Below are 24,849 nucleotides of genomic sequence, written 5' to 3'. Positions count from 1 at the left end.
GGTTTTTGCAGGTTTCAGTGACCGCTGCGTCGTGTGGCTGTTCCTGATACGATCGGGAGGTCAAATATTTTACAGGCAAAGTTATCGAGAATGGCGTGATGGCGGGGGTTCGCCGCCGGATTATCGTCAATCAAGGGAGCGTGTGTGAGGGGTTGGCGCAGCGGTATCACGCGGCTACTGCCGTCACGATCAGACTATAGAAGGCTTCGGCGAAGCTGGCGGGGAGACCTTCTCGCGGGCATCACCGTGGGGGTGGTGGCCCTGCCCCTCGCCCTTGCCTTTGGGGTGAGCTCGGGCGTCGGAGCGGAGGCGGGGCTCATCACCGCAATCGTGGCGGGGCTGGTTGCGGCCGTCTTTGGTGGTTCCAATGTTCAGGTCTCCGGCCCCACCGGCGCAATGGTCGTGGTGCTTGCCCCTATCGTGGCAACCCACGGTGTGGCCGCGGTGGCCGTGGTGAGCGTGATGGCCGGAATCATCGTGCTGATCGCCGGTGTGCTGCGGCTCGGGCAGTCCGTCAGCTATATCCCCTGGCCGGTGATTGAGGGATTCACGGTGGGCATCGGCATCATCATATTTCTGCAACAGGTACCCGCCGCGGTGGGGGCCGAGGGTGCGGGACACAGCACCAACGCGGTCATTGCGGCTTTTCAATCCGCCGCATCGGTCGCCTGGCCGGAGGCCCTGGTGCCCCTCGGTGTGGTGGTGGCCGTGGTCCTGATCATGCTGGTAATGAGCCGATACGTTCCCCGGCTACCGGCATCCTTTATCGCGATCATCCTGGTGAGCGTGCTGACCGTCGTGGCGGCGATACCGCTGGCAACCATCGGGCAGCTTCCAAGCGCCCTGCCCCCGCCCTCCCTGCCCGACCTCGGGTGGCAGAATCTCACGGCGCTGGCGGGACCGGCGCTCGCGGTTGCCGCGCTCGCCGCAATCGAGTCGCTGCTCTCCGCCCGGGTAGCCTCCTCAATATCCGATACCGGACCCTACAGTGCCGATCGGGAACTTGTTGGCCAAGGGCTAGCCTCGGTCGCCTCGGGATTTTTCGGGGGGATGCCCGCAACCGGCGCAATCGCACGAACCGCGGTTAACGTGCGCTCCGGCGCGCAGACCCGGCTCTCCGCCATCGTGCACGCCCTGGCACTGCTGGCCGTGGTTTATCTTGCCGCCGGGGTTGTCTCCCATATTCCCCTGGCCGCGCTCGCGGGGGTGCTCATGTTTACCGCCGCGCGTATGGTTTCCCCCGCGGTGATTCGGCGTGTGCTGCGATCAACCAGGCAGGATGCCGCCGTGTTTGTGATCACCGCCGTGATTACGGTGTCGTTTGACCTGGTGATCGCGGTGGGAATTGGTATCGTGGCCGCGGCGTTTTTTGCCCTGCGGGCCCTGGGTCGTGCCAGCTCGGTTCGCCGAGAAGACCTCCCCGGGGAGCCCGTGCGCGGCGACGAGGGGATCGCGATTTTTCGTGTGAACGGCTCGCTCTTCTTCGGGGGAGCCGAGCGAGTGCTGGAGGGGGTGGGGGAGCAGCCAGGAATCAAGGTTGTGATTCTACGCCTCTCGCAGATCCAATTTCTTGATGCAACCGGGGCAAACGCCCTCTCGGAGCTCGTGACGGCGCTGGAGCGTCGCGGGGTGACGGTGCTGATTAAGGGGATACAGGACGAGCATTTTGCCTTACTGGAACGGTTGGATGTGATCCGGGCGCTGCGGCATCCGAACCACCTCTTTAGGGAGATGGGGCCCGCGGTGGAGCATGCCAGGTCTCATGTTTTGCGGGAGCATCCCGAGTGGGGGTGAGGGCGAAATCAAGGGGTTTCTATGGTAGTGTCTCGGCATGGAAAGTGAGATCGTGAAAAAGCAGAGTAGCTGGATTTCTCGGGGGTTGCTTGTGTTGAGCCTGGGGATTTTAGGCTTTGCTGTTGGGCAGAGCTGGGTGTTCCTCGTGTCGGCCCTGGGATTGGTCATCCCCGTTGTTGCTTATCGGTATCCAAGGCGGCGGAGTGACATAAGGGTTCAGTCAGCCTTGTAAGTAGCTGTCCTGTAAGTCTGCTCTCGAATTTTCCGGACTGTGCCGTCCGCAACTATTCGTCGCGGATATCAGTCTTGAGAGCCAAGCGGGTCAGGCCCCTGCGAGGGCTGATACTGGCGTAACCAGCTTTCGGTCTGGGCCACGTGCGCACCCGCCGCCATGGAGGCGGCTATGGGATCACGGGCAAGAATCGCGTCGAGGATGTTGCGGTGGCCCCGATGGCTAATCCGAATTATTTCGGGGCCGTCGGGGAGGCCAAAGATTTGGTACGAGCGGGAGCGGGTTCGGAAGACCTCAACCAGGGCTTCGAGGGTGGGGTTGGCGGCGGCCTTTAATATGGTGGAGTGGAACGCGCGGTCGAGCCGGGTGAGTTCGTAGTGATCTGTGGTGGCCTCCATCGTGTTGGCAAGTTCGGTGAGGGCCTGGCCCAACTCGGGGGTGAGCTTGGCCGCGGCCTGCGCCGCCGCGTGCGACTCGAGGATGCGCCGAAGCTCGTACATGTCAAGCAGGCTCGAGAGCGGGAGCAGCTCCACCGTGAGCGACATGCTGCCAATAATGTCTTCGGCGCGTAGCTGCGACACGTACGTTCCCGAACCGTGGCGCGACTCCACCACGCCCAGGGCGCTGAGCATTCGCACTGCCTCGCGAAGCGATCCGCGGGAGACGCCGAGTTCCTCGCAAAGCTCTGACTCCGGCGGAAACTTTTGCTCGGCTTCGAGCCGACCCGAAGCGATCATCTGGCGCAGCCCGTGGAAAGCGGTGTCTACAGCTGACATGTGGTCCTCTCGGAAGGGTGGGCGGGAACTGTTGTTGCTGGGGGTGGTTGGGTGGTTATCCTAAATCTTCCCATGGGTCAGGAGTTTGGGGAGAGACACAGCGGTGCGACAGCCTGGTAATAAGGTGTGCTATTCGATGTATTGGTGGTTTCAGAATGTCGTTAACGGAGTTTCTAGAGGGCCCAGGTACGGTCACTACTGACACAACGCTATTGTGTTCGAGAACAGTAGGGTGATTATTATGAATTTTCCCAATACTCAGAAGTCGGTGTGTTAAACATATGGCTACAAAAATCCGGCTTTTTGGTGGATATGCTTCCTCTCCTTTGTGGGACAGATCGGGAGTGCTGTCTCTTGATGACCCGATACTTGCGGGTTTATCGGAGATGACAGCTCATCGACTTGCGATGTGGGCTCAATTTCATAACTTCAGGTTTCGTTTTGATGGTCCACCGTCTTGGATACTCCCCGGTGTTGATTCCAAATGGCTTAAGCGCGAGGGTGAGGCTTTGAAGAGTTGGCGGTGCTGCACACGCTGGTGACCTAAGCACTGCGTGCAACCGCGAGTTGCACTGCGAAGGCTCTCCCACCCCTCTGCTCGCTCCGATCATGAGTACGGGGAACGTCAGGATTTTTCTGACCAATCGCTTGTTGGGTACGTTTCGAACGTCCACGCGACATGTGGTGCTTGCTCTGAGTCAATCACGATAGTTCGGAACTCTCGTCCGTCAGCAATCGGATGTCTGACATTGAGACATCCGATTGGTACGCGACTTGGTGTCTCGCCCTGAATGACCTTCTGTCGCATTCCTTTCATGGCTTCTTGGGTGAGGTTGCGCGAGTAGAATTCCGCGATCGACGCCATGATCCCGTGTAGTAAAATGCAGTTCGGTGTCATATCGATGCCCTTGGTACTGGAGACGACATGAGCGCCAGCTACCTGGACCGCCCGGGTGATCGCGATGTCGTCGGCCCAAGATCGGGCGAGACGGTCGAGCTTGTACACGATCGACGAACTCGGCAGAGATGAGAGCACCCAGCCCGTGTGCCTGCTTCCTGCGTGGCTCCCGCTGGGCAAGGATCGAGAATCCGTCTCGCTGCCTCCTCGCTCCGCTTGGCGCACAGTGGACACACGGATGTACGAGACGGCCGACAGCGGAGAGAACGCACTATGGATCGAAGTTGGGACGAGGGAAGGTCTGAGAAGATAAGTCATTCGGTCAACGTTGGCGGTCTCATGCCCGTCTGGGTTGCATGAGAGTATCGAAAGCCAGAGCTGGTGTGCTGTCTCTCGCTGAGGCACGCAACATTGCTGTTATACCTGAGGAAAGTGTTCCATTCTGTAAAGGATCTGAGGGAAACAGGAGAGGTCCCTTCCTCTTCGGGTTTCTACGGTGCGGTTTGACATCGGCTCGTTCTCATGTTGTAACCTCTCTGACTATCTGACCGCGCTTATTGTTGAATCAAGAACTTCTGATTGAGCGGGCACGAGTTACCGAATACCTTCAGTCTTCCGCAGTATGTGCTTACGCGCGAACTCCTTCCGAAGGGACCAATTCGTATCGCCCCAATCGCCTTTCTCACTGAGATCAGAAGCCTCGGCGGGTATCCCCGTGATCTGGGTAAAAAGTTTCGCGGAGAACGAAGCTGCCCAAGGCGTTTTTCGGACGCTTCCCATTAAATATGAAAACGAGACGAAACGTGCCGCGATATCTTCCTCTGTGAAGGTGCCTGCGTCCAAGCCTTTCTGGACTCCATCTTGGAGTTTCGAGAGGTCACCGAATTCAGTGACGAGCCCGAACAGGAAAGAATAAGCCAAGTCGCCGGGAGACTGTTCGCCTTCTCTTAGATCTGCGAAAAGCAGCTCAACGATTCCCTCGGTCTCACGAACCATTAGTTCTCTGATTGCAGTTTTGGTGGGGTCGCTCAAGTTCTCCATTTCGGCCATGGCCAAAGAAAGCAAATGTGCGCGTCGTTCAATGTTCTGGCACTTGTTGATCTGTGCCGATAGATCTTGGGTCGGGTCTTCAACGAGAAGAATACGGAGCAAGCTTGCCAGCCAATATGTGCATTGCGACAACTCATTTGTCCACGACTCAATTTGATCGGGTAGCTCATCGAGGAGAGACAATCCGCTTGCAAGAAGTTCCCGCGTGCAGGGGCTTCCCAGCTCCTTATACCGGTCTCCGTAATATGCCACGTCAGGATACCGATCCCGAATCTTACCGAGTGCTGATGCCACAAGGTCAGAGTCCTGGGCAAAGAGCAGAGATCGTAATAGCGAGGCATCGCCCTTAGCAGCATCACCTAGAGCCTCTACAACAATAGAATCCGGCATATCCCCGGCGGGTATAGCCTGCGCCAGGTATCGATCAAAGTAGTCCGGATGCGCAAACCTTCCGACATCATACCTTGCTAGCTTCCCGCCACCGACCGCTGGAAAGAGGGCCTTAAGAACCTCCTCTGCGTTTCGCCTGCGAGAGGGACTCGCTTTGGAGAGAAGTGGCTCCCAATTTGTCTTCTGCTCTTGCGAATTGAAAGAGATCGTGAGGGACTCTCGGCGTGTGAGTTCTTGCTTCCAGGTTTCCAAATCGTCGAAAAGGTCCGGAAACTGAATGCGAAGAAAAGTCGCAAGGATGAGATCTACGTCATCGATTTCACCCTCTGCGTGGCTATCGAACTGCTGCTCAACTTGCGCCAGGTATCGTCGAATAGCACGAGGCGTTAATAGTTCGGCCGGCATGGCTTTGGTGAGGGGGGAGACAACTCGTGCGTTTGTGAGAGACCGTTCTGTTCGCCCAGGCCCGAGAATCTCTGAAATACCGGCTTCGAGCATCTTCACAATTTGAGCGCGCAGAAGAGGAGGAAGCGATAGGGGGTACTGGACGATCTTCTCCATGAATGCCCGTGCTCGATCAATCCCGTCGACTCCCCATCTCCCATGGCTGAGGGTATCCACGACCGTCTCTTCGTCGTAGGCAAGGAGGAAATCTATCCCGGGAAAGCGACCCAGTAGGCGGATTACTTTCAGGAGATCCAGAAGCTCGGCTGCTTGGAGACGATCTATATCGTCCACAATGACGAGAATAGGGGAGCCTAGGTTTCGCAGCTCACTGGATATCTCAGTGAACAATGCCTTCCAGGACTTGCGTAATGTTTGATTTGCAAGGTCTGCGGCTCCTTCAGCGGCTCCTCCTCCGGGAACAAGTTTTCCAAGAGATCGAGCAAGCTCTACGTACTGAAGTAAGCGCCTCCTTGATCCTTCGTTCTTGGTGATACGTGGTGCGGCCTCTGTGAGTGCGGCGAAGAACTCCTCGAAAAGTGCTTCAGGACCGGAAGTTGCCCAAGGCGTATATTCCGCAATCTTCCATGTTTCGTCTTTTCCCATTGACTGCCTAATTAGGCTGATGGCGGAGGACTTTCCTGACCCCCAAGGGCCCTCGAGTCCATAGACGACGCTGGAGTCCGCGCGGTGGTTTGAACGGATCAGCTGCGCAACCCGATCAGCAAAAGGAGCCCTCCGCAGCGAGTCGTGCGTTTGGTCTTTGATCGGATCGTCATGGAATCCACGCGTTGCGACAGAATTTGAATTGGAGAATGGGCTCATATATCCCAAGATAATAGATGAGTAGGGGCCTTTACCCCGAAGTATGGACACGACTTGTAGGCTTAACGGGATCAAACGTCATGTGCCCGCGGTATTAGCGGACGAGAACCTTCTTCCGAGCGACGATCCGCAGCAAACCCCATATCCCGCCCCCCAATTGTTCAAGAAACACCGGAGCCCGCCCTCTCAACCGGAGCCCCGTGCGTCTCGGGATCGAACGACGTAAAAAAGCGTTCGCTGAAAGATTCTATGCACAGACGTAGGCAACCGATAAGGACACTCTGATCGCCGTGTTGTGCCCCTCGAATTTTTGTTTCGACAGGACGGCTATTGCGGGCGAGTGTGTCATTCAGGGCGGGAATGAGCGCCTTCTGTATGGTTCCGAGCGTTCCACCAAGAATTATTTCTTCCGGTGCTAGCAACCACGCTATTGCGGTGATGCCGGGAGCGAGCACTTCGGCCAGGTGTTCCACTGAGGCTTGGGCGGATGCTTCACCGCGGTGTACCGCGGAGACCAGGGCGTGCGCATCTGTGTTGTTGTTTGCGTTTTGGTCATCGAGATCGGCCAGGATTGTATCGGCGAGGTCGGTGAAGCCGAGCTGATTTGCCCAGGTGACCTCACCGGCCGTGCCGTTGAGGCCGCGATGGAGTTCGCCACGCAGCACCAGGCCAACGCCGAGGCGGTCTCCATCGGCAAAGATATAGGCAAAGTTTTGGGCGCTGTTTCCGTGCGGCCATTTTTCTCCCAGAGCGGCAAGTTTTGCGTCGTTTTCGACGTGTACGGGGCAGTGAAAGAGTTTGCCGACCGCTTCGCTGAGTGAGAATCCTGTCCACTCGGGCATGGTCATCGGAAGATCAACAGTGCCATCATCGCGTACGATTCCCGGGGTTGAAAGGGTGACCGCAATCACGTTTTTACGTTCAATGTCTCCCAGGAGAAGGGTGACACATTTTTCGAGTAGCGCGAGTCGTTTTGCCCGCGAGGCTGTGGTGTGGATGGGGTGGCGAATTTCATTAACGACGTCAGCAGCGAGGTTTGCGACGGTGGCACGAAGGTGTCCGGCTTCCAACTGTAAGGTCACGATGTAGGCGGCATCGTAACGAAAAGTAAAACTGCGTGCGGGGCGACCAACCGTGCGTGTGGATAGCTGCGGGACCGAGGATTCACTCACCCACCCGGTGGTGATGAGTTCACTCACAATGAGTTCGATGGTGCGCCGGGAAAGACCGGATTTTTTTTGCAGGACGGTCATCTGGGTCGGGCCGGTGTGGTACAGAACTTCGAGTATGGTCGCAGCGTTATGCTTTCTCATTTCGAGGTGGTCCATGGTGTGGTGGTTCCCTTCCTGACAAGTCCGATCTTAGTCCAGGAAAATAATTTTGCTATCATCGCGCATAATTGCTAAAGTTGACGATCAACAGTGAGTGCACACCTGTTTGCACCGTCATAAACTTCGATGAAGAAGAGGACACAATGACCATCTCCCCACTCACAACCCCGAACTACGGGGTTGACCTCATCACCTTTTTCTCTCCCACCTTTTGGGGGTTATCCAGAGACGAAGAAGTGGCGGCGTTGGCGCAGAGTGCGCCGAAGCGCTTTTGGAACACCGTTCTGGACGCACTGCAGAAAGCAGAAATCACAGAGATCGAAATGACGTTTTCTCCCGCTGACCGGGAGAGCGCTCTTGCCGCCTACGGGTCGACCGGAGCGTTCGCCAGGGAACTCGCCGATCGGGGGATGCGCGTTGTAAGCTCATACTTTTCATCCATCGAAGACGCGGACGACGTTGCTCACCCGGCCACCCGAGAAAAGATTCTCAACGAGGCCGAAGCCGAGGCGGCTTTTCTTGCCGAGCTTGGTGCCACCGTACTCGTGACCGGTCTCCCCATGCGGCGCAATAACGCGACAGGCACGGGGCTCGACCCCGTCAGCCTGGCCACGGTTCTTCCTCTTGTTGAGCTGGTGCATGAGGTTGGTGCTATCACCGCTCGACACGGTGTGACCGTGGCGTTACACACCGAGAGTCACTCTGTTTTTTGGACCCCGCGAGACATCGACCTTTTTCTGCTTTTGACCGATCCGTTCCTCGTCTCTTTCTGTCCGGACACCGGGCACATTGTTCTTGGAGGAGGAGACCCGGTTGCTATCCTCCACCGTCACCGCGAACGTGTTGTGATGGCGCATTGGAAAGATGCGACCGGTCCGTTTACAGAGAAGGTAAATGTTGACGCAGGAATCTTTGCGCGTCATCGTGACTATTTTCGGGCGGCAGGACAGGGCGTTGTCGACTGGTGTGCATTTGCCCAAGCTCTGGCCGAAGCCGGGTATTCCGGCGGGATCATGATTGAACTCGATGCCGCTCCAGACCCCGTAGCGGAACTCATAACCGCCCGAAATTTCTTCGAAAAAACTCTTGCGGGCATCGTGTGATTCGCTGCTGCTTACCACTGTGGAACTAGAAAATTAGGAAAGGAAAGGAAACATGAACGTTTTGTACCCCCCTGCTCGACAGCACCGCCCCACCGTCCGGCGCGTGCTGAGCGTTCTGGGTGCGGCTGTGACGGCGATGGTTGCCCTCGCAGCGTGCTCACTCTCACCCGGAGAAACCAATGATGACAGTACCCTCACGATTGCAGTCTGGAAAGGATACGGTGCCGACTTGCCCTGGGTCGGCGCTGACTTTAAAGAAAAAACCGGTGCCACCCTCAAGTTTCAATACATCGACTCTGAAGCCAATATGCTCCAGATGGTAGAGAAGGCAAACGGAAGTATTGATGTTGCCTTACCCAACATCCAGTACATCGGGCACGGGATTGACCGCGAACTCTTTCACGAACTCGACACTGCCCGTCTCCAAAACTTTGCCGATATTTACCCCGATTTTTCGGGTCGTAATGAGATCCGTCGCGACGGAAAACTGTACGGTCTTCCGTGGACCTGGGGGAGCGCCGGGCTCTTCTGCGACAGTGTGCAGGTGGCGGGGCCCTGCGACACCCTCGGTGTGCTGTGGGACCCACAATATAAAGGAAAAATCGCGTTGATTGATGACCCCACCGTCTTGATCCCTATCACTGCGCTCTACCTCGGCCTTGACCCACAAAATCCTGATCTGGATGCGATTACCCCGGCCCTACAAGAACTCAAAGAAAACGCCAAGATGACCTACTCGTCATCGGATGATCTCGTGAAAGCCATCACCAGTGGTGCGGTGGTTGCAGGCATCGGAAACTCTGACACGATCGGTAACCTCCTGGCTAGCGGTGTCCCCGGTGCCGAGAACATCACCTATTCGGTTGCGAAAGAGGGTGCAGTCGGTTGGATCGACAACTGGTCCATCTCAGCGAAAACCAAAAAACTCGATCTTGCCTACGAGTGGTTGAACTATATGACCGGTAAAGAATTCCTGTCGACCTGGGCCGAAACACCCGAAGATGAGTCTCCGGCCCCGGCTAATAAAGCCGTCGTGGACGGGTTCACTCCCGAAACGGATCAGCGGTTACAAGCCAATACCGACAAAATTTCACAATTGGCCCTCCAATTGCCACAACCTGAGGAACGGATGCAGTCCTGGGTTGACGCTTGGACGCAGGTGAAAGCAAGCTTCTGATGACCACCGCACCGTTTTCTCTCGCCCCCCGCCCCACAGCGGGGTGGCGGGGTGGGCTCGGGACTGGTTTCCTACTCACCCCGGGTGGTCTCATGCTGGTGGTGTTTGCCGCTTTCCCGCTCGGCGCTCTTATCGTGATCGGGTTCACCACAAACGCGGGCAGTTTTACTCTCGAGAATTTTGCCGCGATGCTGGGAAACCCGGTGTATATGGCGCTACTTGGCCGCACCCTTCTTATCGCGGTGTGCGTAACCGTGATGAGTATTGCCCTGGGATGGCCTGCAGCCTGGGCTCTGGCCAGGTACACTCGCCCCCGAACCAGGCCACTCATTCTGGGGTTTGTCATCATCCCCTACATCACCTCGCAGCTTTTACTTATCTACGGTTTTGTGAGCCTGATTCAGGCGGGCGGGCCGGTGATGTCTCTGCTTTCCGGGCTGGGTCTTGTGGACGCAAACGCATCCATTATGTACACGCCTCTTGCCAACATCCTGATGCTGATACAGGAGAGTGTCCCAACGGCGATCCTGATCATGTTTTCGGCCTCAGAGCAGATCAACTCTTCTGTGTTAGAGGCATCACGAACGCTCGGGGCCAGTAAGCGTTTTGTGTTCACCAGAGTGGTTTGGCCCCTGAGTTCGGCGATGATCGGCGTGAACTTCGCTCTCACCTTTGTTCAGACTGTGGGCGCGTTTGCGGAGCCGGCGATCCTGGGTGGACCCGGAGGCCAAATGCTCGGAAACACCATATCGACCCAACTGCTTTCCGGGGCTCACCAGCAGTTTGCCGTGGCAATGTCGCTGGTGCTACTTGTGGCTGGCCTCGTGGTTGTGGGGATCGTGACCGGGCTGCTCGCCTGGTCGAGACGTTCAATATCCGGTATTTCTCGCGTAGAAAGGTTAGTCTCGTGAAGAATGCGCTTCTGCCGCGTCTGATGAAAATCTGGTTGTATCTCACGCTTTTTGTGCTCTCGCTTCCCCTGTTGAGCATGGCGGTTCTCGGGTTTAACCAATCCCGATACGGCACCCTCCCCTTTCAGTTCACTTTTGATTGGTACACCAACCTCGCAAACAACACGGCTCTGCTCGAAGCGTTGGGGGTGAGCCTTAACCTGGCCGCTCAGTCAACAGTTTTTGCTGTTCTGGTAGGAACCGTTCTTGCCCTCGGCATGGCACGTAGCCGTGTCGTTATTACCGCACCGATCAATTCTCTCCTGCTTGCATTACTGACTGTTCCGGCACTGATTCTTGCGGCCGGTCTTGTGATCGTGATGAGTTGGTTGGGGCTGGGGTCAAACTCTTTGGGATTGATCCTGGCGTCGATTGTGACCTCGCTTCCGTTTGTTGTGCTGATCGTGGGTGGACGATTACGCGGCCTTGATCCCCACTACGCAGAGGCAGCCCACTCTCTTGGCGCGGGGGCGCTCAGGACTTTCCTCACCGTGACCGTTCCGCTGATCGGCCCTTCGATCATCGCGGGTGGAATGCTCGCCTTTGTGATCACCTTCAACAACTTTGCGATCCAACTTTTTCTGGCACCGATTGGCATTTCGACACTGCCGGTACAGATCTATTCGATGGTTCGACTCGGTGTCACCCCGGATGTGGATGCTCTGGCTACCCTCATCATTCTCACCACGGTATTGCTGGTGATCGCGCTTAACTGGCTTTCTGGTAACGCCGCCAGACTGTTCACCGTGACGACCAAAGGACGATAATGGCTCAACTCAGCATTTCTCACGTGTCTAAAACGTTTGGCTCTACCCGTGTACTCGAGCCTGTGAACCTGAACGTTGGAGACGGCCAATTCTGTTGCATGCTCGGTTCCTCTGGCTCCGGTAAATCCACACTCTTGCGTATCATCGCGGGGTTAGAAGAACCCGACGAGGGCACTATTCTGGTGGGTTCGAAAGACATCACCCGTCTTTCGGTGGAGAAACGCAATATTGGTTTTGTGTTCCAAAACTATGCTCTCTTTCCCCACCTGAGTGTCCTAGCAAATGTTGCCTACGGACTACAGGCCCGACGCACACTGCGGAAGACGGCAAAGAAAAAAGCGGAGGACATGTTAAAGCTGGTGGGCCTTGGAGATTTTGGGGGCCGTTCCCCCGGGCAGCTCTCCGGCGGTCAGCAGCAGCGCGTTGCTCTCGCACGAGCACTCGTCACCAGTCCGGACCTGCTCCTGCTCGATGAGCCGTTGAGCGCCCTGGACAAGAAAATCCGGGGTGAGATGCAGCGTGAACTGAAGCGCATCCACAGAGAAACCGGGCTGACCACCGTCATGGTGACCCACGATCAAGAAGAGGCAATGGACCTGGGCGACCGGGTGCTCATGCTCGACGAGGGAGCGGTGCAACAGCACGACACCCCAGAGATGCTGTATCGAGAGCCGCAGAATCGCTTTGTTGCCCAGTTCTTGGGTGGCCAGTTGTTGGGTAAGGGTCGAGTGCGCGGCACAGGAGAATTGGCGCGAATCGAGATCGGGCAGCTCAGCCTGGAAGCTTCACAGCACGATCTACATGACGGCCAGGAGGTTGATGTTCTGGTGATGGCGGAACGGGTGCAGATTCTTCACCCGAATGATCACTCCTCTACCGATGCGGCCTCAGGAATTATCCAGACGCTAGATTTCTTTGGTCCGTTTGCGCGGGCAGAGATTGACGCTCACGGCCTCAGCGTTCCTGTCACCATGCTCTCACAGGAGGCAGAAGCTCTCGCGGAGGGACAACGGGTTCAATTCATCATTGCCCCGGCTGGGCTGCATGCTTTTGCGGCTCATCGCGTTTGAGGTGTGGAAATGGTGATGTGCCCTGATCGCTTCACTTCCATTTTTTCCTCAACCATGTCAGAATAGTTCCCGAGTAGGAAGTTTTCTGACAGTGTCTGATTTGACTGCAAACCAGTTGGCCGAGCGTCTCGGCATAACTAAGCGTCACGCGCTCAACCTGTTGAGCACCCAAGCCATCGCCGGGCGCAGACTTGCGAACGGCATCTGGCTCGCCAATAGCGACGCGATCGCGCGGTATGAAGTTAATGCGACGAGAGGATCTGGGCGTACACTCGATACGGCAACCGCATGGGGGTTGCTATGGGAACTCTCTGGGCTGGAAGCTGATTGGCTGAGCCCCAGCACCCGTGCACGTGTGTTCCGCCGCATTCGTGAAGCCGACATATCAATGATCGCGAGTGTTGTATCGAAGCGGACCAGAGCGCACCGTTACACTGCAGCAAATACCGAGCGTGCAGCCGCAAACTTGATTGCAACGGGCCGTACAGCAGCGCACCTCATCAACTCGAACCTGATTGAGGATCGCCGCCACGTCTGTGGATACGTTCGTTCTGGAACTGTCGAGAATTACGCGAGGAGCCACTTCATGGTGGCGAAGGAGAATGGGTCTGACGTGCTCTACGACAACACGCTCCCAATTAACTATGATGCCTCGGCGATGCCACCTGCCGTGATTGCTGCCGATTTGGCCAGGAGCACTGATACGCGGGAGCGGAGCGCGGGGCTTCAATCGCTCGAAAGGCTGAGACAACAATGGCTGGCCGTGCGCTGAGTATCGATATGGGTGATGATGACCTTATCCCCGTTTGGCGCACCGTCATCGAACTTGCCGAGGCCAACATATCCTCAGAGTGGACACTGGTTGGTGGATTGATGGTGGCCGTTCATGCGCGTCGAACCGGAGTGGTGATGCGTCGCCCGACCGATGACGTGGATGTGCTTGTGGATTACATGACAAATCGCATGAGTCTCGTCCAGGCGCGCGTGGCTCTGGACAGGATCGGATTCGATCTCAGCGATAATGAACGGCACGCATATCGGTTTCAACACGAGGACGGGCGCAAGGTGGATCTTATGGTTGCTGATCATCTTCCGTCTCGTATGGAGCCTCGCCTGGGTCGTCGACCAGCTTTCCCTATTCCATCGGGAGAACAGGCGATCCGGCGCCGAGACCTCTGTACACTTCGCTTTGATTCGGGCTCGTGCGTAGTTGTTGGAGTGCCTGATGAACGTGGTGCGCTCGTTGCGAAGGGCGCGGCCTGGATGGTTGATCGTCGCGACCGAAATCGCCACCTTGACGATTCAGCAGTTTTGCTGGCATGCGTTACCGATGCTTCTGCACTGGGTTACGAATCGATGAGTAAGAATGATCGGAAACGGATCCGCGCGGTCATCGATCAGCTTGTTGATCCTGCGCACCTGTCCTGGATCAACCTTGATGAGGTGGATCGAGAGCGCGGAATGTTCACCCTCAGTCTCATCCGTCAGGCGCTCGGGTTTACTGATTGAATTTGGAATCGAGTGCTCAATAAACTCGTTTGACGGGTTCAAGCGCTTCACGAAACTCTGACAAAGTCATCAAACAAATCTAAGAAGAGCTCCGCTTACTCAGAGCCTCATCCACCAAAAAACCCGTTTCATCACCCTGTAAGGTGAAAAACATTCACACTCCTGCATATACTTGTTGAACAACTTGTCAACAACGGCGTTTACCGCAGGAGGCTCAACCTATCGTGTCATCTCGTGTACAGACCCGGGCTCCGAGCCCGCTTCAGCTTCCTGACGGTCGACCGGCGGCGGATGCCTGGACCCTCGCGCCCGAGATCAAACACCTGAACCACGGCTCCTTTGGCGCGGTTCCCCGCGTGGTGCAGGAGCAGCAGAACGCGCTCCGAGCGGAGATGGACTCCGCCCCGGTGGTGTGGTTTCCCGCGCTGCCGCACAGACTGGCAGATGCCCGCCCCGCTATAGCGGACTTTTTGGGCGCGGAAACCTCTGACCTGGCCTGGGTCCCCAACGCGAGCGCCGGGGCGAGTGTCGTGTACAACAGCCTCACCCTGGCTCCGGGCAGCGATATTGTGGTGACCGATCACGGTTACGGCGCCGTCACGATGGGAGCCGAGCGGCTTGCCCGGCGCATCCGGGGGAGCGTGCGCACCGCCGAGGTGCCGCTTTTTGCAGGTCCCGAGCGGAGCCTCCAGGCCATAGTCGACGCGATCACCGAGAATACCGAGCTGATTGTGCTTGATCAGATCACCTCCGCCACCGCCCGCTTTATGCCGGTTCGTGAGGTGTCTCGGATTGCGCGGGAGCGGGGCATCCCTCTGCTTGTTGATGCGGCGCACGTTCCCGGTCTTGTGGCGGATCCCCTCGACGGGCTCGACTGTGATTTTTGGGTGGGAAACCTGCACAAGTTTGCCTGCGCACCGCGCGGAGCGGCGGTGTTGGTGGCGCGGGGTCGGCATCAGCAGGAGCTGTATCCCGTCATTGATTCGTGGGGTGCGCCCGAGAGCTATCCCGCTCGTTTTGATCATCAGGGCACGCTCGATCAGACCAGCTATCTGAGCGCTCACGCCTCGCTGGATTTGGTCGAGAGGTATTGGGGGTGGGGTGCCGCCCGCACCTACATGAGTGACCTGGCCGATTACGCGGAGAACATTATCGTTGAGGCGATGAACGAGGTAACGGGCGTGGAGAGCCGGGTCGATGTGGGGATGCCCGTGAACGCGCTTCGGATTGTTCGCTTACCGGATGGCCTGGCCAACAGCGTTGCCACGGCCAATAGTCTGCGCGATCGGGTCACTACCGAGCTCGGTGTGGAGGGAGGGTTTACGAGCTTTGGTGGGGCGGGATATTTCCGGTTGTCCACCCACGTGTATAACACGGCGAGTGATTACGAGTATTTTGCGGAGCGGTGTGTGCCCGAGCTGTACCGCTGGAGCAGGCAGTAGGGCGCGGGCGCGGGCGCGGGTCATTGCTGATTCGGTCGCGGGTCGGGTGAACCCCAGGCCTGAGCCTAAAGCTCAGACCCACGGCCCAAACCTAAAAGTGTAACGAGAGGAAACGACACGATGAAAAAGAAACTTCTTACGGGAGCGGGTGTTGCCATGGCGGCTACCCTGATTCTGAGCGGCTGCGCGGGAGGGTCGGGCGGGGCAGGCGACGGAACCGTCACCCTGCAGATGGTGGAGAGCCTCACCAACCCGGCCCGCACCCAGGTGATCCGTGAACTGCTTGATGAGTTCGAGAAGGAGAACCCGGATATCACGGTTGAGCTTATTTCTCCCCCGACGGATCAGGCGGATCAGAAGATTCAGCAGATGCTGCAGGCGGGCAGCGGTATCGACGTGTTGGAGGTGCGGGACATCACGGTCGGGCCGTTTTCCACCAACGGTTGGCTGGCGGATATGAGCACCGACCTTGAGGGTTGGGCGGGGTGGGAGAGCCTCACCGATAACGCCCTCAATTACTCCACGGATGCGGAGGGTAAAACCTACTATGTTCCCTACGGTTTCTACGGTCTTAGCCTGTTTTACCGCACCGATCTGGTGAAGGATGCCGGATTTAGCGGGCCTCCCGAAACGTGGGAGGAGATGCTGGAGCAGGCCGCTAAGATTCAGGATCCGTCTAAGAACCAGTACGGGTATGCGTTCCGCGGTGGAACCCAGGCGAACTCTAACGTTGTGGCGATTATCGAGGCGTATGTGGCCGATAACCTGGACGTGGATAACGCCTACAAGCTCACCAACGGCAAGACGATCTTCTCTGCTCCCGAGGCAAAGGACGCGCTCGACACCTATCTTGAGGTCTTTTCGGAGGCCTCACCTCCGTCGTCTGTCGCGTGGGGATACCCAGAAATGGTGGAGGCTTTTTCGAACGGTTCCACGGCGTTCCTGCTTCAGGACCCGGAGGTGATTGCCTCGATCAAGGAGTCGGCAGCCCTGACCGAGAGCCAGTGGAGCACCGCGCCTCTTCTGCAGGGTCCCACCGGCAAGGCGGCGCAGCCCATGGCTACGGCGGGCTGGGGAACGGCGGCCTCCAGCGAGCACAAGGCCGAGGCGGTGAAGCTCATCAGCTTCCTGTCGGAGGGGGACGCCCCCGTCACCTTTGCGCAGGAGAACAGTCTGGTTCCGATCGTCAAGGAGGCGGCAGAGAGCGACTTCTATAAGACCGGACCGTGGGCCAGCTATGTGACGATGAACGAGAGTCCCGAGACCTACGTCAGCGTGGTGCAGCCGCGCGGTTCCTCCTGGTGGAGCGAGTGGATTCAAAAGTCCGATTCCGAATTTCAGCAGGTCCTCATTGGCAAGATGACCGCCGACGAGCTCCTCAAGAGCTGGGACACCTATTGGACGCAGAAGTGGGCCAACGAGTAGTGGCGGGCCGCGAGGTCGGCGGTGCGTCCGGGAACGTAGGCGTTTCCGGACGCACGAGGATGTCCGGAAACGCGAGGGCAGCAGGAAGCACGGGAGCATCCAGAAAAGCGAGCGCCCCCGGAGGCTCGACGAGACGTCCCGGCAGGCGATCCTTCACCGCCCGCAAGGGCTGGACGATCCTGGGCTTTATGACCCCCGCCGCCATCTTTGTGGGGGTCTTCACCTACTACCCGATGATTCAGGGAAGCCAGATGGCTTTCCGCCGGTGGAACCTCACCAATCTCACCGACACCTCGTGGGTGGGTTTTGATAACTTCGTGGCGGTTTTTAGCGACCCCGCTTTTTACACCATCCTGGGCAATACTCTCCTGTGGGTGTTGGGGTCGATCATCCCGCAGTTGATCATCGGGTTTGGGCTGGCCCTGTGGCTGCGGCGTAAGTTCAGGTTTCGCGGCCTTTACCAGGCGCTCATCTTTTTTCCCTGGGCGATCTCGGGGTTCCTCATTGGCATCCTTTTTCGCTGGATGTTTAACAGCGAGTTTGGGGTGGTCAACGATCTGCTGCAGAAGGCGGGTGTGATTGACACCCCGATTCCGTGGCTAGCCGATCCTCAAACAGCCATGTTTGCGGTGATTGTTGCCAACGTTTGGTACGGCGTGACGTTCTTTGCGATTATGATTTTGGCGGCTCTGCAATCGGTTCCCGACGACCTCTTTGAGGCCGCCGCTCTCGACGGGGCGGGCAGGCTGCGCACGCTGTGGAGCATCACCATCCCCTATATTCGCACCACGCTGGCGCTCACGATTCTGTTGCGCGTGATCTGGATCTTCAACTTCCCCGACATTATCTGGGCCATGACGGGTGGTGGGCCCGCCAACCAGACACACATCGTCACCACCTGGATGATCACCACCACGCAGCGGGGTGACTACGGTCAGGCATCCGCAATCGGCCTCATTGTGGTGGGGTTGCTGCTGGTGTTTGCGGCGTTCTACCTGCTGGCGCTGCGCGATAAGAAGGAGGCGCGTTCGTGATTAATCGACAGTCGCGTGTGGGTCTGACCGTCAAGGTTTTGGTGCTTGGCCTGTGGCTTGTCATTACGCTCTTTCCGCTGTACTGGATAGCCGTCACCTCGTTTAAAAAACCGGGGGCGATCTTTAGTTTTCCGCTGAGCTACTGGCCCACCGAGTGGTCTCTCGAAAACTACAGCGGCCTTTTTGACACGGCGGACTTTGGCACCTACGTGCTGAACAGCCTGCTGGTGGCCACGGCGGCGGGGCTGGTGGCCACTCTCATCGCGATGTTCTCGGCATATGTGCTGGCGCGATTTGAGTTTCGTTCCAAGGGTGCGGTGCTCCTGGCCTTTCTGGCGACCCAGATGATTCCGGCGTTTATTGCCCTGGGGCCGCTGTACGTGATGATGGTTAACCTGGGTCTGGTGGATAGCCGCTTTGGGCTTGCGCTGGTCTACATTGCGGTGTGTATCCCGTTTTGCACCGTGATGCTGCGCGGATTCTTCGCGAACATTCCGGATGCCCTGGAAGAGGCCGCCATGATCGATGGTCTTTCGCGGGTGGGGGCGCTGTTCCGGGTGGTGGTGCCCGTAATGAAACCCGGTATTGTGGCCGCGTTCATCTTTAACTTTGTGAACTGTTGGAACGAGTTGTTTCTCTCGGTGACGCTCCTGAACAAGGATGCGCACAAGACCATACCCACCGCCCTCAACGGGTTTATTACGAGCTACAACATTGACTGGGGCTCGATGTCGGCCGCGGCTGTGCTCACGATTTTGCCCACCATGCTGTTGTTCGCGTTTGCCAGTCGTTATATTGTGCAGGGGCTTACCGCGGGGGCGGTGAAGGGGTAGGTACACGCTGAAGAAACAGGTGCACGCTGAAGAGGACAGGTGCATCCTGAAGGCTTAGGTGCGTCGCAAGGGCAGGTGCGTCGCAAAGGGCGAGGCATACAGCGAAGAGCCAGGAGTGCGGCGAAAGGATATCCGCCCAACAAAGTGCCAGAAGTGCAATGAAGCGTCGGCTGCGCAATGAAGCGTCGGTTGTGCAATAAAGCATCAGAAGTGCAATGAAGTGCCGGGTGCGCAATGAAGCGTCGGTTGTGCAACAAAGTGCTGGCTGCGCAACAAAGCATCAGGTGTGTGGGCAAAGGGGTAGGTGCTCGATAAAGGGTTGGGATGGACCGAGGGCAAAGCACGTTCTGTGTTGGGGATGGAGCCCTGAGATACAGGCGTCAACTTTGGCTGCTGGGGCCCAGTCTAGCGGGAGGAAATGCGGGATGATGCGCCGAAAATTAGCCTAGGGCACACTCATTGAATAAATGAATCAGATTCTTTTAAGCTTTAAAAAAGCTTTTAATCAAGAATTTTAATTCTTACTTGTGTTCTTTATGGAAAAAGTAATGATAAGTTGTCATAAGTAAAGAAATTAGGGGTTGGGGATATGGCTTTAGATAACACTGGTTGGTTTGGGGTCGGGGCGCGCGTTTCTGTATTTCGTGGAGGTGCGCTTTTGGCTATCGCGGGGTTGGTTGCAACGGTTTCTACCTCGGCGGGGTTCAACGATGCCAGCTTTGCGACTGCGACCGTAAAAACAGAGGTGACCCCCGCCGCCCTCCCTGTGCCACACGATCAATCTGCAAACTCTACGCTGAAGATTAATCGATTTGGTGAACTGTACGTAACGGGGAATCGGGTGACCGGAGACGGGAACGGGGGGACGCCCGCAATTGATAGCGAGCCAACGAGAGTGAACTTTCCTGAGGGAAGTATTATTACACAAGCCGCTGGTAGCACAAATGATTTTCATTACAGTAATAATGTGGGGTCTTATCCAACAAGCTTTGGTGCCCTGGATTCCACCGGAAAAGTTTGGTCGTGGGGTCGAACCTTTCCTGGAGATACAAACGGTCAACAGCTGATTGGTCGGGGGCCCATCACCAGGCTTGAATCACAAACCGTGGGTCAGGTGACGCAAACTACCACGAATGGGGTAACCGCCAGTGGAACACTGCCACCAATCATTCAGTTGAGTCGCGCAGAAAACCAATATTTAGCGTTAGACGCTGATGGAAACCTGTGGGCATGGGGGTACGGGGGAGAAAACCTTCCCACCCCCTTCAGGGGAAATTCAATGTACCCGGCGCTGTCAAACACCGTCACAACAACGCCGGGAAATAGGGCGTGTGTGGGAGGGGATACCGTTGCGTGGCATTCCATCTGGGGTGGAAACAACGCGGCAGGGGCCGTGTCACAAAACGGGCTGATCTACACCTGGGGGTATGACAACTCCGATGGAGAGAGTACAATCCATGTTTCCCAGAGGTGTCCTATCTTGAACCCGGGGGCGAATAAGGCACTCTTTTCCGCGTATCCCGATCTTTACCGAGACGGTGCTGGAAATAGCTATGACGGAACGGTCACCCGCTACGACGCAATCGTTGAAGAAATGCTCCGTGCCCCGATGCCCGCCTGCGCGGGGGCAAAAGCAACTCCCGTGTTTGACGACGGTGGGTGCCCGGTGCGTCAGCTTGGTTTTGGTGCACGTGCGCCACGGATGCTGCTGCAAAACGGTGATCTCTATACCTGGATGATCTCGCCAAACACCTATTACGGTTTTGCGTTCCTGGGGCGTGAGTCTGATACGAGCTTGACCCCGGGTAGTAGCAGGTACCTGCCTGCTGTTGCAATGCAAAACGTACGGCTTTTCTCTGCGGGAGTGTCTTCCATTACTGCCCTCACGCATGACGGAAAAGCGTGGGGATGGGGACGGAACAACTTCTGCCAGGCTATCGGGGTTCATCAGGCACCACGGGCAGGTACACCGTGCAGTGTTGAGGTGGGGGAGTCGGTGACGCTGCCAACCCGCGTTGCCGATATTCCGCAGGAACAAACAATCGATTACATTTCCTCTACGCAGTGCGCGACCTGGGCTCAAAGTGCCGATGGTGCGGCCTGGGCATGGGGCGGTGGAAGGATTGCTGGGTATGACTATGTGCAGTGCAAAGATCCCGGCCTGAGGGTGGTAGGAATTAAAATTTATGATCTCACACAGGCAACCGAAGATAACCTGTTTGGCCTACCCGTGAGGGCGGCGGCAACGGGCACAATCAAAGTTCGCTGAATAACTATGAGCCTCCCCAGCAAAAGGTTGGGTAGTGAATGAGTACCCGTTGGGGTTTTAAAAACGGGTATGTAGGGCAAGACGAAGAAGGGAAAACGTAGAATGACTGTGCTCGAAACAAAGAAAAGAACCGGAAGAAAAAGAACCGTTATTGCGGCTGGGGCTCTCCTTGGAGTTGCCGCGCTCGCCACGACTGCCGCCTTTACAGACCAGGCATTTTTGAACCTGGGAGGCTCAAACGGGTTTGGAGGGATCGAAAACTCCTACAGTATCGCTGTTTCACAGAACCAAGAAACAACGGTTGATTCCGTAGAGACTTGGATTCGTCCCGGTACCACGGCAACTGCCGCAGATATAGACGTTTCCGGTTCGGACGCGCTGAGCCCGGGCGGCGATCCGCTATACGTTAATATTCCGGTGCTCAACCAGTCTGTTTCGTTTAGATCAACACTTGCGCTGCAGTTCACCGACCAGACAGCCGATGCTGAGGATCAGGCTCAGGCGGACAGGGACGCGGCCTATGCGGGGCTGTTTCGGGTGGATATCGCTCAGGTAGATAGCGCAAGCACCGCTCCCACCGAGTGGGTAGCTACCGGGCTGAGCCTTGACGATTCGGGAGCTATTTCGTCCACCGCTCTGGGCAATCTTGAGCCGGAGGCTGGCAAGGTCATTGTGCTCAGAATCTATCTTGCAAACGGGGCTACACAGGCTCTGACAAACGCGGCCAACGGCGGTGGGGTGAAACTACAGGCCCACTTCACCGGCACATCCATGAGCTAGGTGTATCGGAGTGGCCAGCCGTGTGCTCGAGAGGGCGGCTCGGCTGGCCACCATATCAACTATTTCTTGGACTAAGTTTTCGGCAGTGAGTGAGGTAGCTATGCATATTTTAAAGAGGGGAACAGTGCTTGTAGCGGGGATTGCCCTGTGTGCGGGGACGCTACTCACCGGTGCATCCATGGTGGAGGTTATCCGCGGTACAACCACCGTTATGAAACCATCGGACCTGGTCTTTAACGTTTCGGTTGCCGGGGCTGAGGGTGTCTCACTGATAGATTCTCTGTGGTCCGACCCGACCGCATCCGAACAGGATGTGGCGTTGAGAGACGATGATACCTTTGAGCCGGGAACTACCCGGACCTTTACCCTCGGGGCAAAAATTGTTTCCACCGATGGTGTTGGTGGGCTTGTGAACATGACAATCCTTAACCCGCGACCACAACCGGGGCGTAATCTTTTTGACGTCATGGAGTTCACCGTGATTCATGATGGCGTTGTGCTTGCGCAGGCAGTGCCCGGTGCTGAGGTGGGCAGCCTCACGGATATCCCTCTTGGCCTTGTTGCCGCTGATAATTTTACGACGGTTCGGGTTGATATCCTTCTCCCGGACTGGGTCGGGAACGAGTATCAGGGATTGACAAGCTCGGTTTCCGTGAAGATGCAGGGGATAAATCAATGACCATTTTAAAACGAATTTTTCTCACACGCTTATCAATCATCGTCACGGGGATCAGTATCCTGGCCGCTGTGGGTATCGTGACAACCACCACGGCCTTCTTTATGCAGTCTATTTCTGCGGAGAGCGCTCTATCCGGCAAGATTTTGATTGCACAGGGGCCAACCGTGGATGATCGCTTCTCGGATGAGGCGTTTCCCAAGGTGATTGCCGACATCTCAGACCCCACACAGGTTTCGGTTGCCACCCTGCTGGTTCCCCCAATTGGTGACCCAATCGTGGAAACCGTTACCTTCTCAACAAAGCTTCAGACGCTCGACGGCTCGGCGCTTGCGAGCCTCGCCCTCACTCTGCACGCACCGGACCCTTCTGACGCCGTATCACATGAGATTTTGCCCTATGTATTGTTTGGGATTTATGTTGATGGGCGCTCGGTGTTACCGCAGGCAACCCCTCTCAGCGCGAGTGAGGTTAACGCCCTCAACGGTGGAGGGGGCGTAGCGCTGTCACAGCTAGACGCGGACGGCGAAAGAGAGGTCACGGTCACCATCAAAATGTGGTTGCGGGATGACGCGCCCAAATCCGCCTACTCGCAACCAATCACCGTTAATCTTTCGTTTGTTGGCACCACCGTTGCCGGGAATCCTTTTATCGTGGATACGGAGTTTTAATGAAGTTATTATCAAGAATCATCACGAGCTGGTTGGTGCTGCTGTCTTTGAGTCCAACTGCGGTGGCGTTTGCATCGGAGAGTAACGTGGGGAGCCTCACGACCTCAAGCAACTCGGTGGATGTTGGCCTCACGGCACCGGGTCATTCCCGAGAGTGGCAGTTGGACGTCACCAATACCGGGTCGCAAGACCTGCCGGTGAGTTTTCAGGTCTCCGCAAGCTCGGGTACTGCGTTCTCCGGGGATAGCCCCGCGGTGATCGCCTTTTTCGAGGAAGAGGGCACGATCATTGATTTCACTTCTCCCGACGCTATTGTGGGTAAGAATTATGAGTTGGGCACTATTGCCTCCGGCGAAACTCGAGTGATCACCGGAAGTATTGCACTTCCCCTCGCCGCAGACGACAGCTACCGGGCTGCAACCGCTTCGCTCTCCTGGGAGTTCTCAGCGTTTAACGATAGCGCGGATGCCACAGACACCCCGACCGGATTGGCATTCACCGGGGTATCGGCTTTTCTCAGCGTGTTGCTGGGTGTGTTGCTGGTCGCAATAGGGTTTATCTTTTGGCTCAGGAGACGGCGCACGGACTCTCGCCGCACGCAAGAATCGACGGAGTCCTCATGAGCCGCGGTTCGCGCCGAGTCCGGTTCCGGAATGCCCGGGCGTTATCGCCGCAGACCCACCGCGCCGCTCGTTACGCCACCCACCGCGCCGCTCGTTGCACGCCCTTGACGCTGCCGAGTCCTCTGTCCTCACTACTGCAATCTAGCCGTCTGAAAAATGTGTGGTTGGTGGGACTCTCACTGGTGACGGCATCACTGATGTGGATGGGCTCGGTGATGCTCACACAAACCAACGCGGCCTACCTTCAGGAGGCGTATGTAAATCTCGATGAGATCAGAAGTGCCTTTGACCTTGTGGGGATCACACCCCAGGGCAAGACTGTTGTTTTTGACTCTGACCGGGTCGTGGCAAAGATCCCAGAAAACACGTATTTTGTTCCGGGAGAAACGACCGTAATGCGCACCGCGGTGGGTAACAACAGCTACAGTCTGGGAGCGGTAGTGACCATGGCAATTCAGGGCCTCTCCGGTTCGGTTGCGCCGTACCTCAGATTCTCGGCAGAGATAACTGTGGATGGAGCGGTTACAACACTCTTTGGTGATCCGGCACGTCCTGAAAATGGCGTGGCGGTGTCTGATATCCCCACGGATCAGGAATCGGTGATTCTGGAATCTCGAGGAAGCGCGGGTTTACTAGCGCCTGAGGAGACGTGGCGTGGGCCAGAAAATACCAGGGGAACCATCGCCGTTTACGTTCACCTCGCCGACGACCCGGCGCTCGCGGCACAAAATTCCGGAAGCGCGACCTTTGACATACTCATCGACGCGGGTTCGCGATAGG

The 24,849-nt window shown here is 56.9% G+C and carries 21 protein-coding genes; 18 read left to right on the top strand and 3 right to left on the bottom strand.

The genetic code is table 11. The features are described 5' to 3' along the window. Positions 1-144: 144 nt before the first annotated feature. Positions 145-1,794, top strand: a complete 1,650-nt coding sequence (locus FrondiHNR_RS12470) for a SulP family inorganic anion transporter (protein WP_279353096.1) — start codon at positions 145-147, stop codon at positions 1,792-1,794. Between the two features lie 300 nt (positions 1,795-2,094). On the opposite strand, the gene FrondiHNR_RS12465 is transcribed toward FrondiHNR_RS12470, so the two are convergent. The 3 genes from FrondiHNR_RS12465 to FrondiHNR_RS12455 all read right to left on the bottom strand — a co-directional run bounded on the left by FrondiHNR_RS12465 (position 2,095) and on the right by FrondiHNR_RS12455 (position 7,722). Continuing rightward, entirely contained in the window at positions 2,095-2,802 is a 708-nt protein-coding gene (locus FrondiHNR_RS12465; protein ID WP_279353095.1) for a FadR/GntR family transcriptional regulator, read from the bottom strand. A 1,492-nt stretch (positions 2,803-4,294) separates the two neighbouring features. Then, positions 4,295-6,409: a KAP family NTPase gene (locus tag FrondiHNR_RS12460; RefSeq protein ID WP_279353094.1), complete on the bottom strand. Its 2,115-nt coding sequence runs from the start codon at positions 6,407-6,409 to the stop codon at positions 4,295-4,297. Positions 6,410-6,570: 161 nt separating this feature from the next. After that, the gene (locus FrondiHNR_RS12455; RefSeq protein WP_279353093.1) at positions 6,571-7,722 is read right to left on the bottom strand and encodes an ROK family protein; all 1,152 of its coding nucleotides are present in this window, start codon (positions 7,720-7,722) and stop codon (positions 6,571-6,573) included. A gap of 161 nt (positions 7,723-7,883) precedes the next feature. Here FrondiHNR_RS12455 and FrondiHNR_RS12450 point away from each other — a divergent pair, with 161 nt between their 5' ends. From FrondiHNR_RS12450 to FrondiHNR_RS12370, 17 genes are all read left to right on the top strand, one after another. After that, the gene (locus FrondiHNR_RS12450) at positions 7,884-8,843 is read left to right on the top strand and encodes a sugar phosphate isomerase/epimerase (RefSeq protein ID WP_279353092.1); all 960 of its coding nucleotides are present in this window, start codon (positions 7,884-7,886) and stop codon (positions 8,841-8,843) included. A gap of 52 nt (positions 8,844-8,895) precedes the next feature. Further along, positions 8,896-10,020: an extracellular solute-binding protein gene (locus FrondiHNR_RS12445; protein WP_279353091.1), complete on the top strand. Its 1,125-nt coding sequence runs from the start codon at positions 8,896-8,898 to the stop codon at positions 10,018-10,020. Then, on the top strand, positions 10,020-10,931 hold the full coding sequence (locus FrondiHNR_RS12440; RefSeq protein WP_279353090.1) for an ABC transporter permease: 912 nt from the start codon (positions 10,020-10,022) through the stop codon (positions 10,929-10,931). Before FrondiHNR_RS12445 ends, FrondiHNR_RS12440 begins: the two co-directional genes overlap by 1 nt. Then, positions 10,928-11,737, top strand: a complete 810-nt coding sequence (locus FrondiHNR_RS12435) for an ABC transporter permease (RefSeq protein WP_279353089.1) — start codon at positions 10,928-10,930, stop codon at positions 11,735-11,737. The genes FrondiHNR_RS12440 and FrondiHNR_RS12435 overlap by 4 nt, the downstream gene beginning before the upstream one ends. Next, entirely contained in the window at positions 11,737-12,807 is a 1,071-nt protein-coding gene (locus FrondiHNR_RS12430) for an ABC transporter ATP-binding protein (RefSeq protein WP_279353088.1), read from the top strand. Before FrondiHNR_RS12435 ends, FrondiHNR_RS12430 begins: the two co-directional genes overlap by 1 nt. A 91-nt stretch (positions 12,808-12,898) precedes the next feature. After that, on the top strand, positions 12,899-13,579 hold the full coding sequence (locus FrondiHNR_RS12425; RefSeq protein ID WP_279353087.1) for a hypothetical protein: 681 nt from the start codon (positions 12,899-12,901) through the stop codon (positions 13,577-13,579). Continuing rightward, the gene (locus FrondiHNR_RS12420; protein WP_279353086.1) at positions 13,561-14,316 is read left to right on the top strand and encodes a hypothetical protein; all 756 of its coding nucleotides are present in this window, start codon (positions 13,561-13,563) and stop codon (positions 14,314-14,316) included. Before FrondiHNR_RS12425 ends, FrondiHNR_RS12420 begins: the two co-directional genes overlap by 19 nt. A gap of 224 nt (positions 14,317-14,540) precedes the next feature. Continuing rightward, positions 14,541-15,758, top strand: a complete 1,218-nt coding sequence (locus tag FrondiHNR_RS12415) for an aminotransferase class V-fold PLP-dependent enzyme (protein ID WP_279353085.1) — start codon at positions 14,541-14,543, stop codon at positions 15,756-15,758. A gap of 120 nt (positions 15,759-15,878) precedes the next feature. Then, positions 15,879-17,183, top strand: coding sequence for a sugar ABC transporter substrate-binding protein (locus FrondiHNR_RS12410; protein ID WP_279353084.1), 1,305 nt, complete (start codon positions 15,879-15,881; stop codon positions 17,181-17,183). Next, positions 17,168-18,217 carry a sugar ABC transporter permease gene (locus tag FrondiHNR_RS12405; protein WP_279353083.1) on the top strand — a complete coding sequence of 350 codons (1,050 nt, stop codon included), beginning with the start codon at positions 17,168-17,170 and terminating at the stop codon, positions 18,215-18,217. Before FrondiHNR_RS12410 ends, FrondiHNR_RS12405 begins: the two co-directional genes overlap by 16 nt. Beyond that, positions 18,214-19,050 (top strand): carbohydrate ABC transporter permease, encoded by an 837-nt coding sequence (locus FrondiHNR_RS12400; protein ID WP_279353082.1) that lies wholly within the window; start codon positions 18,214-18,216, stop codon positions 19,048-19,050. Before FrondiHNR_RS12405 ends, FrondiHNR_RS12400 begins: the two co-directional genes overlap by 4 nt. A 589-nt stretch (positions 19,051-19,639) precedes the next feature. After that, the gene (locus FrondiHNR_RS12395; protein WP_279353081.1) at positions 19,640-21,319 is read left to right on the top strand and encodes a hypothetical protein; all 1,680 of its coding nucleotides are present in this window, start codon (positions 19,640-19,642) and stop codon (positions 21,317-21,319) included. Positions 21,320-21,421: 102 nt separating this feature from the next. Beyond that, a complete protein-coding gene (locus tag FrondiHNR_RS12390; RefSeq protein ID WP_279353080.1) occupies positions 21,422-22,099 on the top strand; it encodes a hypothetical protein in 678 nt (225 codons plus the stop codon). Between the two features lie 10 nt (positions 22,100-22,109). Further along, positions 22,110-22,778 carry a hypothetical protein gene (locus FrondiHNR_RS12385; RefSeq protein WP_279353079.1) on the top strand — a complete coding sequence of 223 codons (669 nt, stop codon included), beginning with the start codon at positions 22,110-22,112 and terminating at the stop codon, positions 22,776-22,778. Beyond that, positions 22,775-23,446, top strand: a complete 672-nt coding sequence (locus FrondiHNR_RS12380; RefSeq protein ID WP_279353078.1) for a hypothetical protein — start codon at positions 22,775-22,777, stop codon at positions 23,444-23,446. Before FrondiHNR_RS12385 ends, FrondiHNR_RS12380 begins: the two co-directional genes overlap by 4 nt. Then, the gene (locus FrondiHNR_RS12375; RefSeq protein ID WP_279353077.1) at positions 23,446-24,069 is read left to right on the top strand and encodes a hypothetical protein; all 624 of its coding nucleotides are present in this window, start codon (positions 23,446-23,448) and stop codon (positions 24,067-24,069) included. The genes FrondiHNR_RS12380 and FrondiHNR_RS12375 overlap by 1 nt, the downstream gene beginning before the upstream one ends. Then, positions 24,009-24,848 (top strand): hypothetical protein, encoded by an 840-nt coding sequence (locus tag FrondiHNR_RS12370; protein WP_279353076.1) that lies wholly within the window; start codon positions 24,009-24,011, stop codon positions 24,846-24,848. The genes FrondiHNR_RS12375 and FrondiHNR_RS12370 overlap by 61 nt, the downstream gene beginning before the upstream one ends. Position 24,849: the final 1 nt, after the last annotated feature.

Source organism: Lysinibacter sp. HNR (assembly GCF_029760935.1).
Taxonomy (GTDB): domain Bacteria; phylum Actinomycetota; class Actinomycetes; order Actinomycetales; family Microbacteriaceae; genus HNR.
Note: the sequence above shows the minus strand (reverse complement) of the source record. Positions and strands in the feature narration are given on the sequence as shown.

Bases quoted from the DNA above. Each gene is read 5' to 3' on its own strand.
- FrondiHNR_RS12465 (WP_279353095.1), bottom strand. From the start codon at position 2,802: ATGTCAGCTGTAGACACCGCTTTCCACGGGCTGCGCCAGATGATCGCT.
- FrondiHNR_RS12460 (WP_279353094.1), bottom strand. From the start codon at position 6,409: ATGAGCCCATTCTCCAATTCAAATTCTGTCGCAACGCGTGGATTCCAT.
- FrondiHNR_RS12455 (WP_279353093.1), bottom strand. From the start codon at position 7,722: ATGAGAAAGCATAACGCTGCGACCATACTCGAAGTTCTGTACCACACC.
- FrondiHNR_RS12450 (WP_279353092.1), top strand. From the start codon at position 7,884: ATGACCATCTCCCCACTCACAACCCCGAACTACGGGGTTGACCTCATC.
- FrondiHNR_RS12445 (WP_279353091.1), top strand. From the start codon at position 8,896: ATGAACGTTTTGTACCCCCCTGCTCGACAGCACCGCCCCACCGTCCGG.
- FrondiHNR_RS12440 (WP_279353090.1), top strand. From the start codon at position 10,020: ATGACCACCGCACCGTTTTCTCTCGCCCCCCGCCCCACAGCGGGGTGG.
- FrondiHNR_RS12430 (WP_279353088.1), top strand. From the start codon at position 11,737: ATGGCTCAACTCAGCATTTCTCACGTGTCTAAAACGTTTGGCTCTACC.
- FrondiHNR_RS12420 (WP_279353086.1), top strand. From the start codon at position 13,561: ATGGCTGGCCGTGCGCTGAGTATCGATATGGGTGATGATGACCTTATC.
- FrondiHNR_RS12410 (WP_279353084.1), top strand. From the start codon at position 15,879: ATGAAAAAGAAACTTCTTACGGGAGCGGGTGTTGCCATGGCGGCTACC.
- FrondiHNR_RS12395 (WP_279353081.1), top strand. From the start codon at position 19,640: ATGGCTTTAGATAACACTGGTTGGTTTGGGGTCGGGGCGCGCGTTTCT.
- FrondiHNR_RS12390 (WP_279353080.1), top strand. From the start codon at position 21,422: ATGACTGTGCTCGAAACAAAGAAAAGAACCGGAAGAAAAAGAACCGTT.
- FrondiHNR_RS12380 (WP_279353078.1), top strand. From the start codon at position 22,775: ATGACCATTTTAAAACGAATTTTTCTCACACGCTTATCAATCATCGTC.
- FrondiHNR_RS12375 (WP_279353077.1), top strand. From the start codon at position 23,446: ATGAAGTTATTATCAAGAATCATCACGAGCTGGTTGGTGCTGCTGTCT.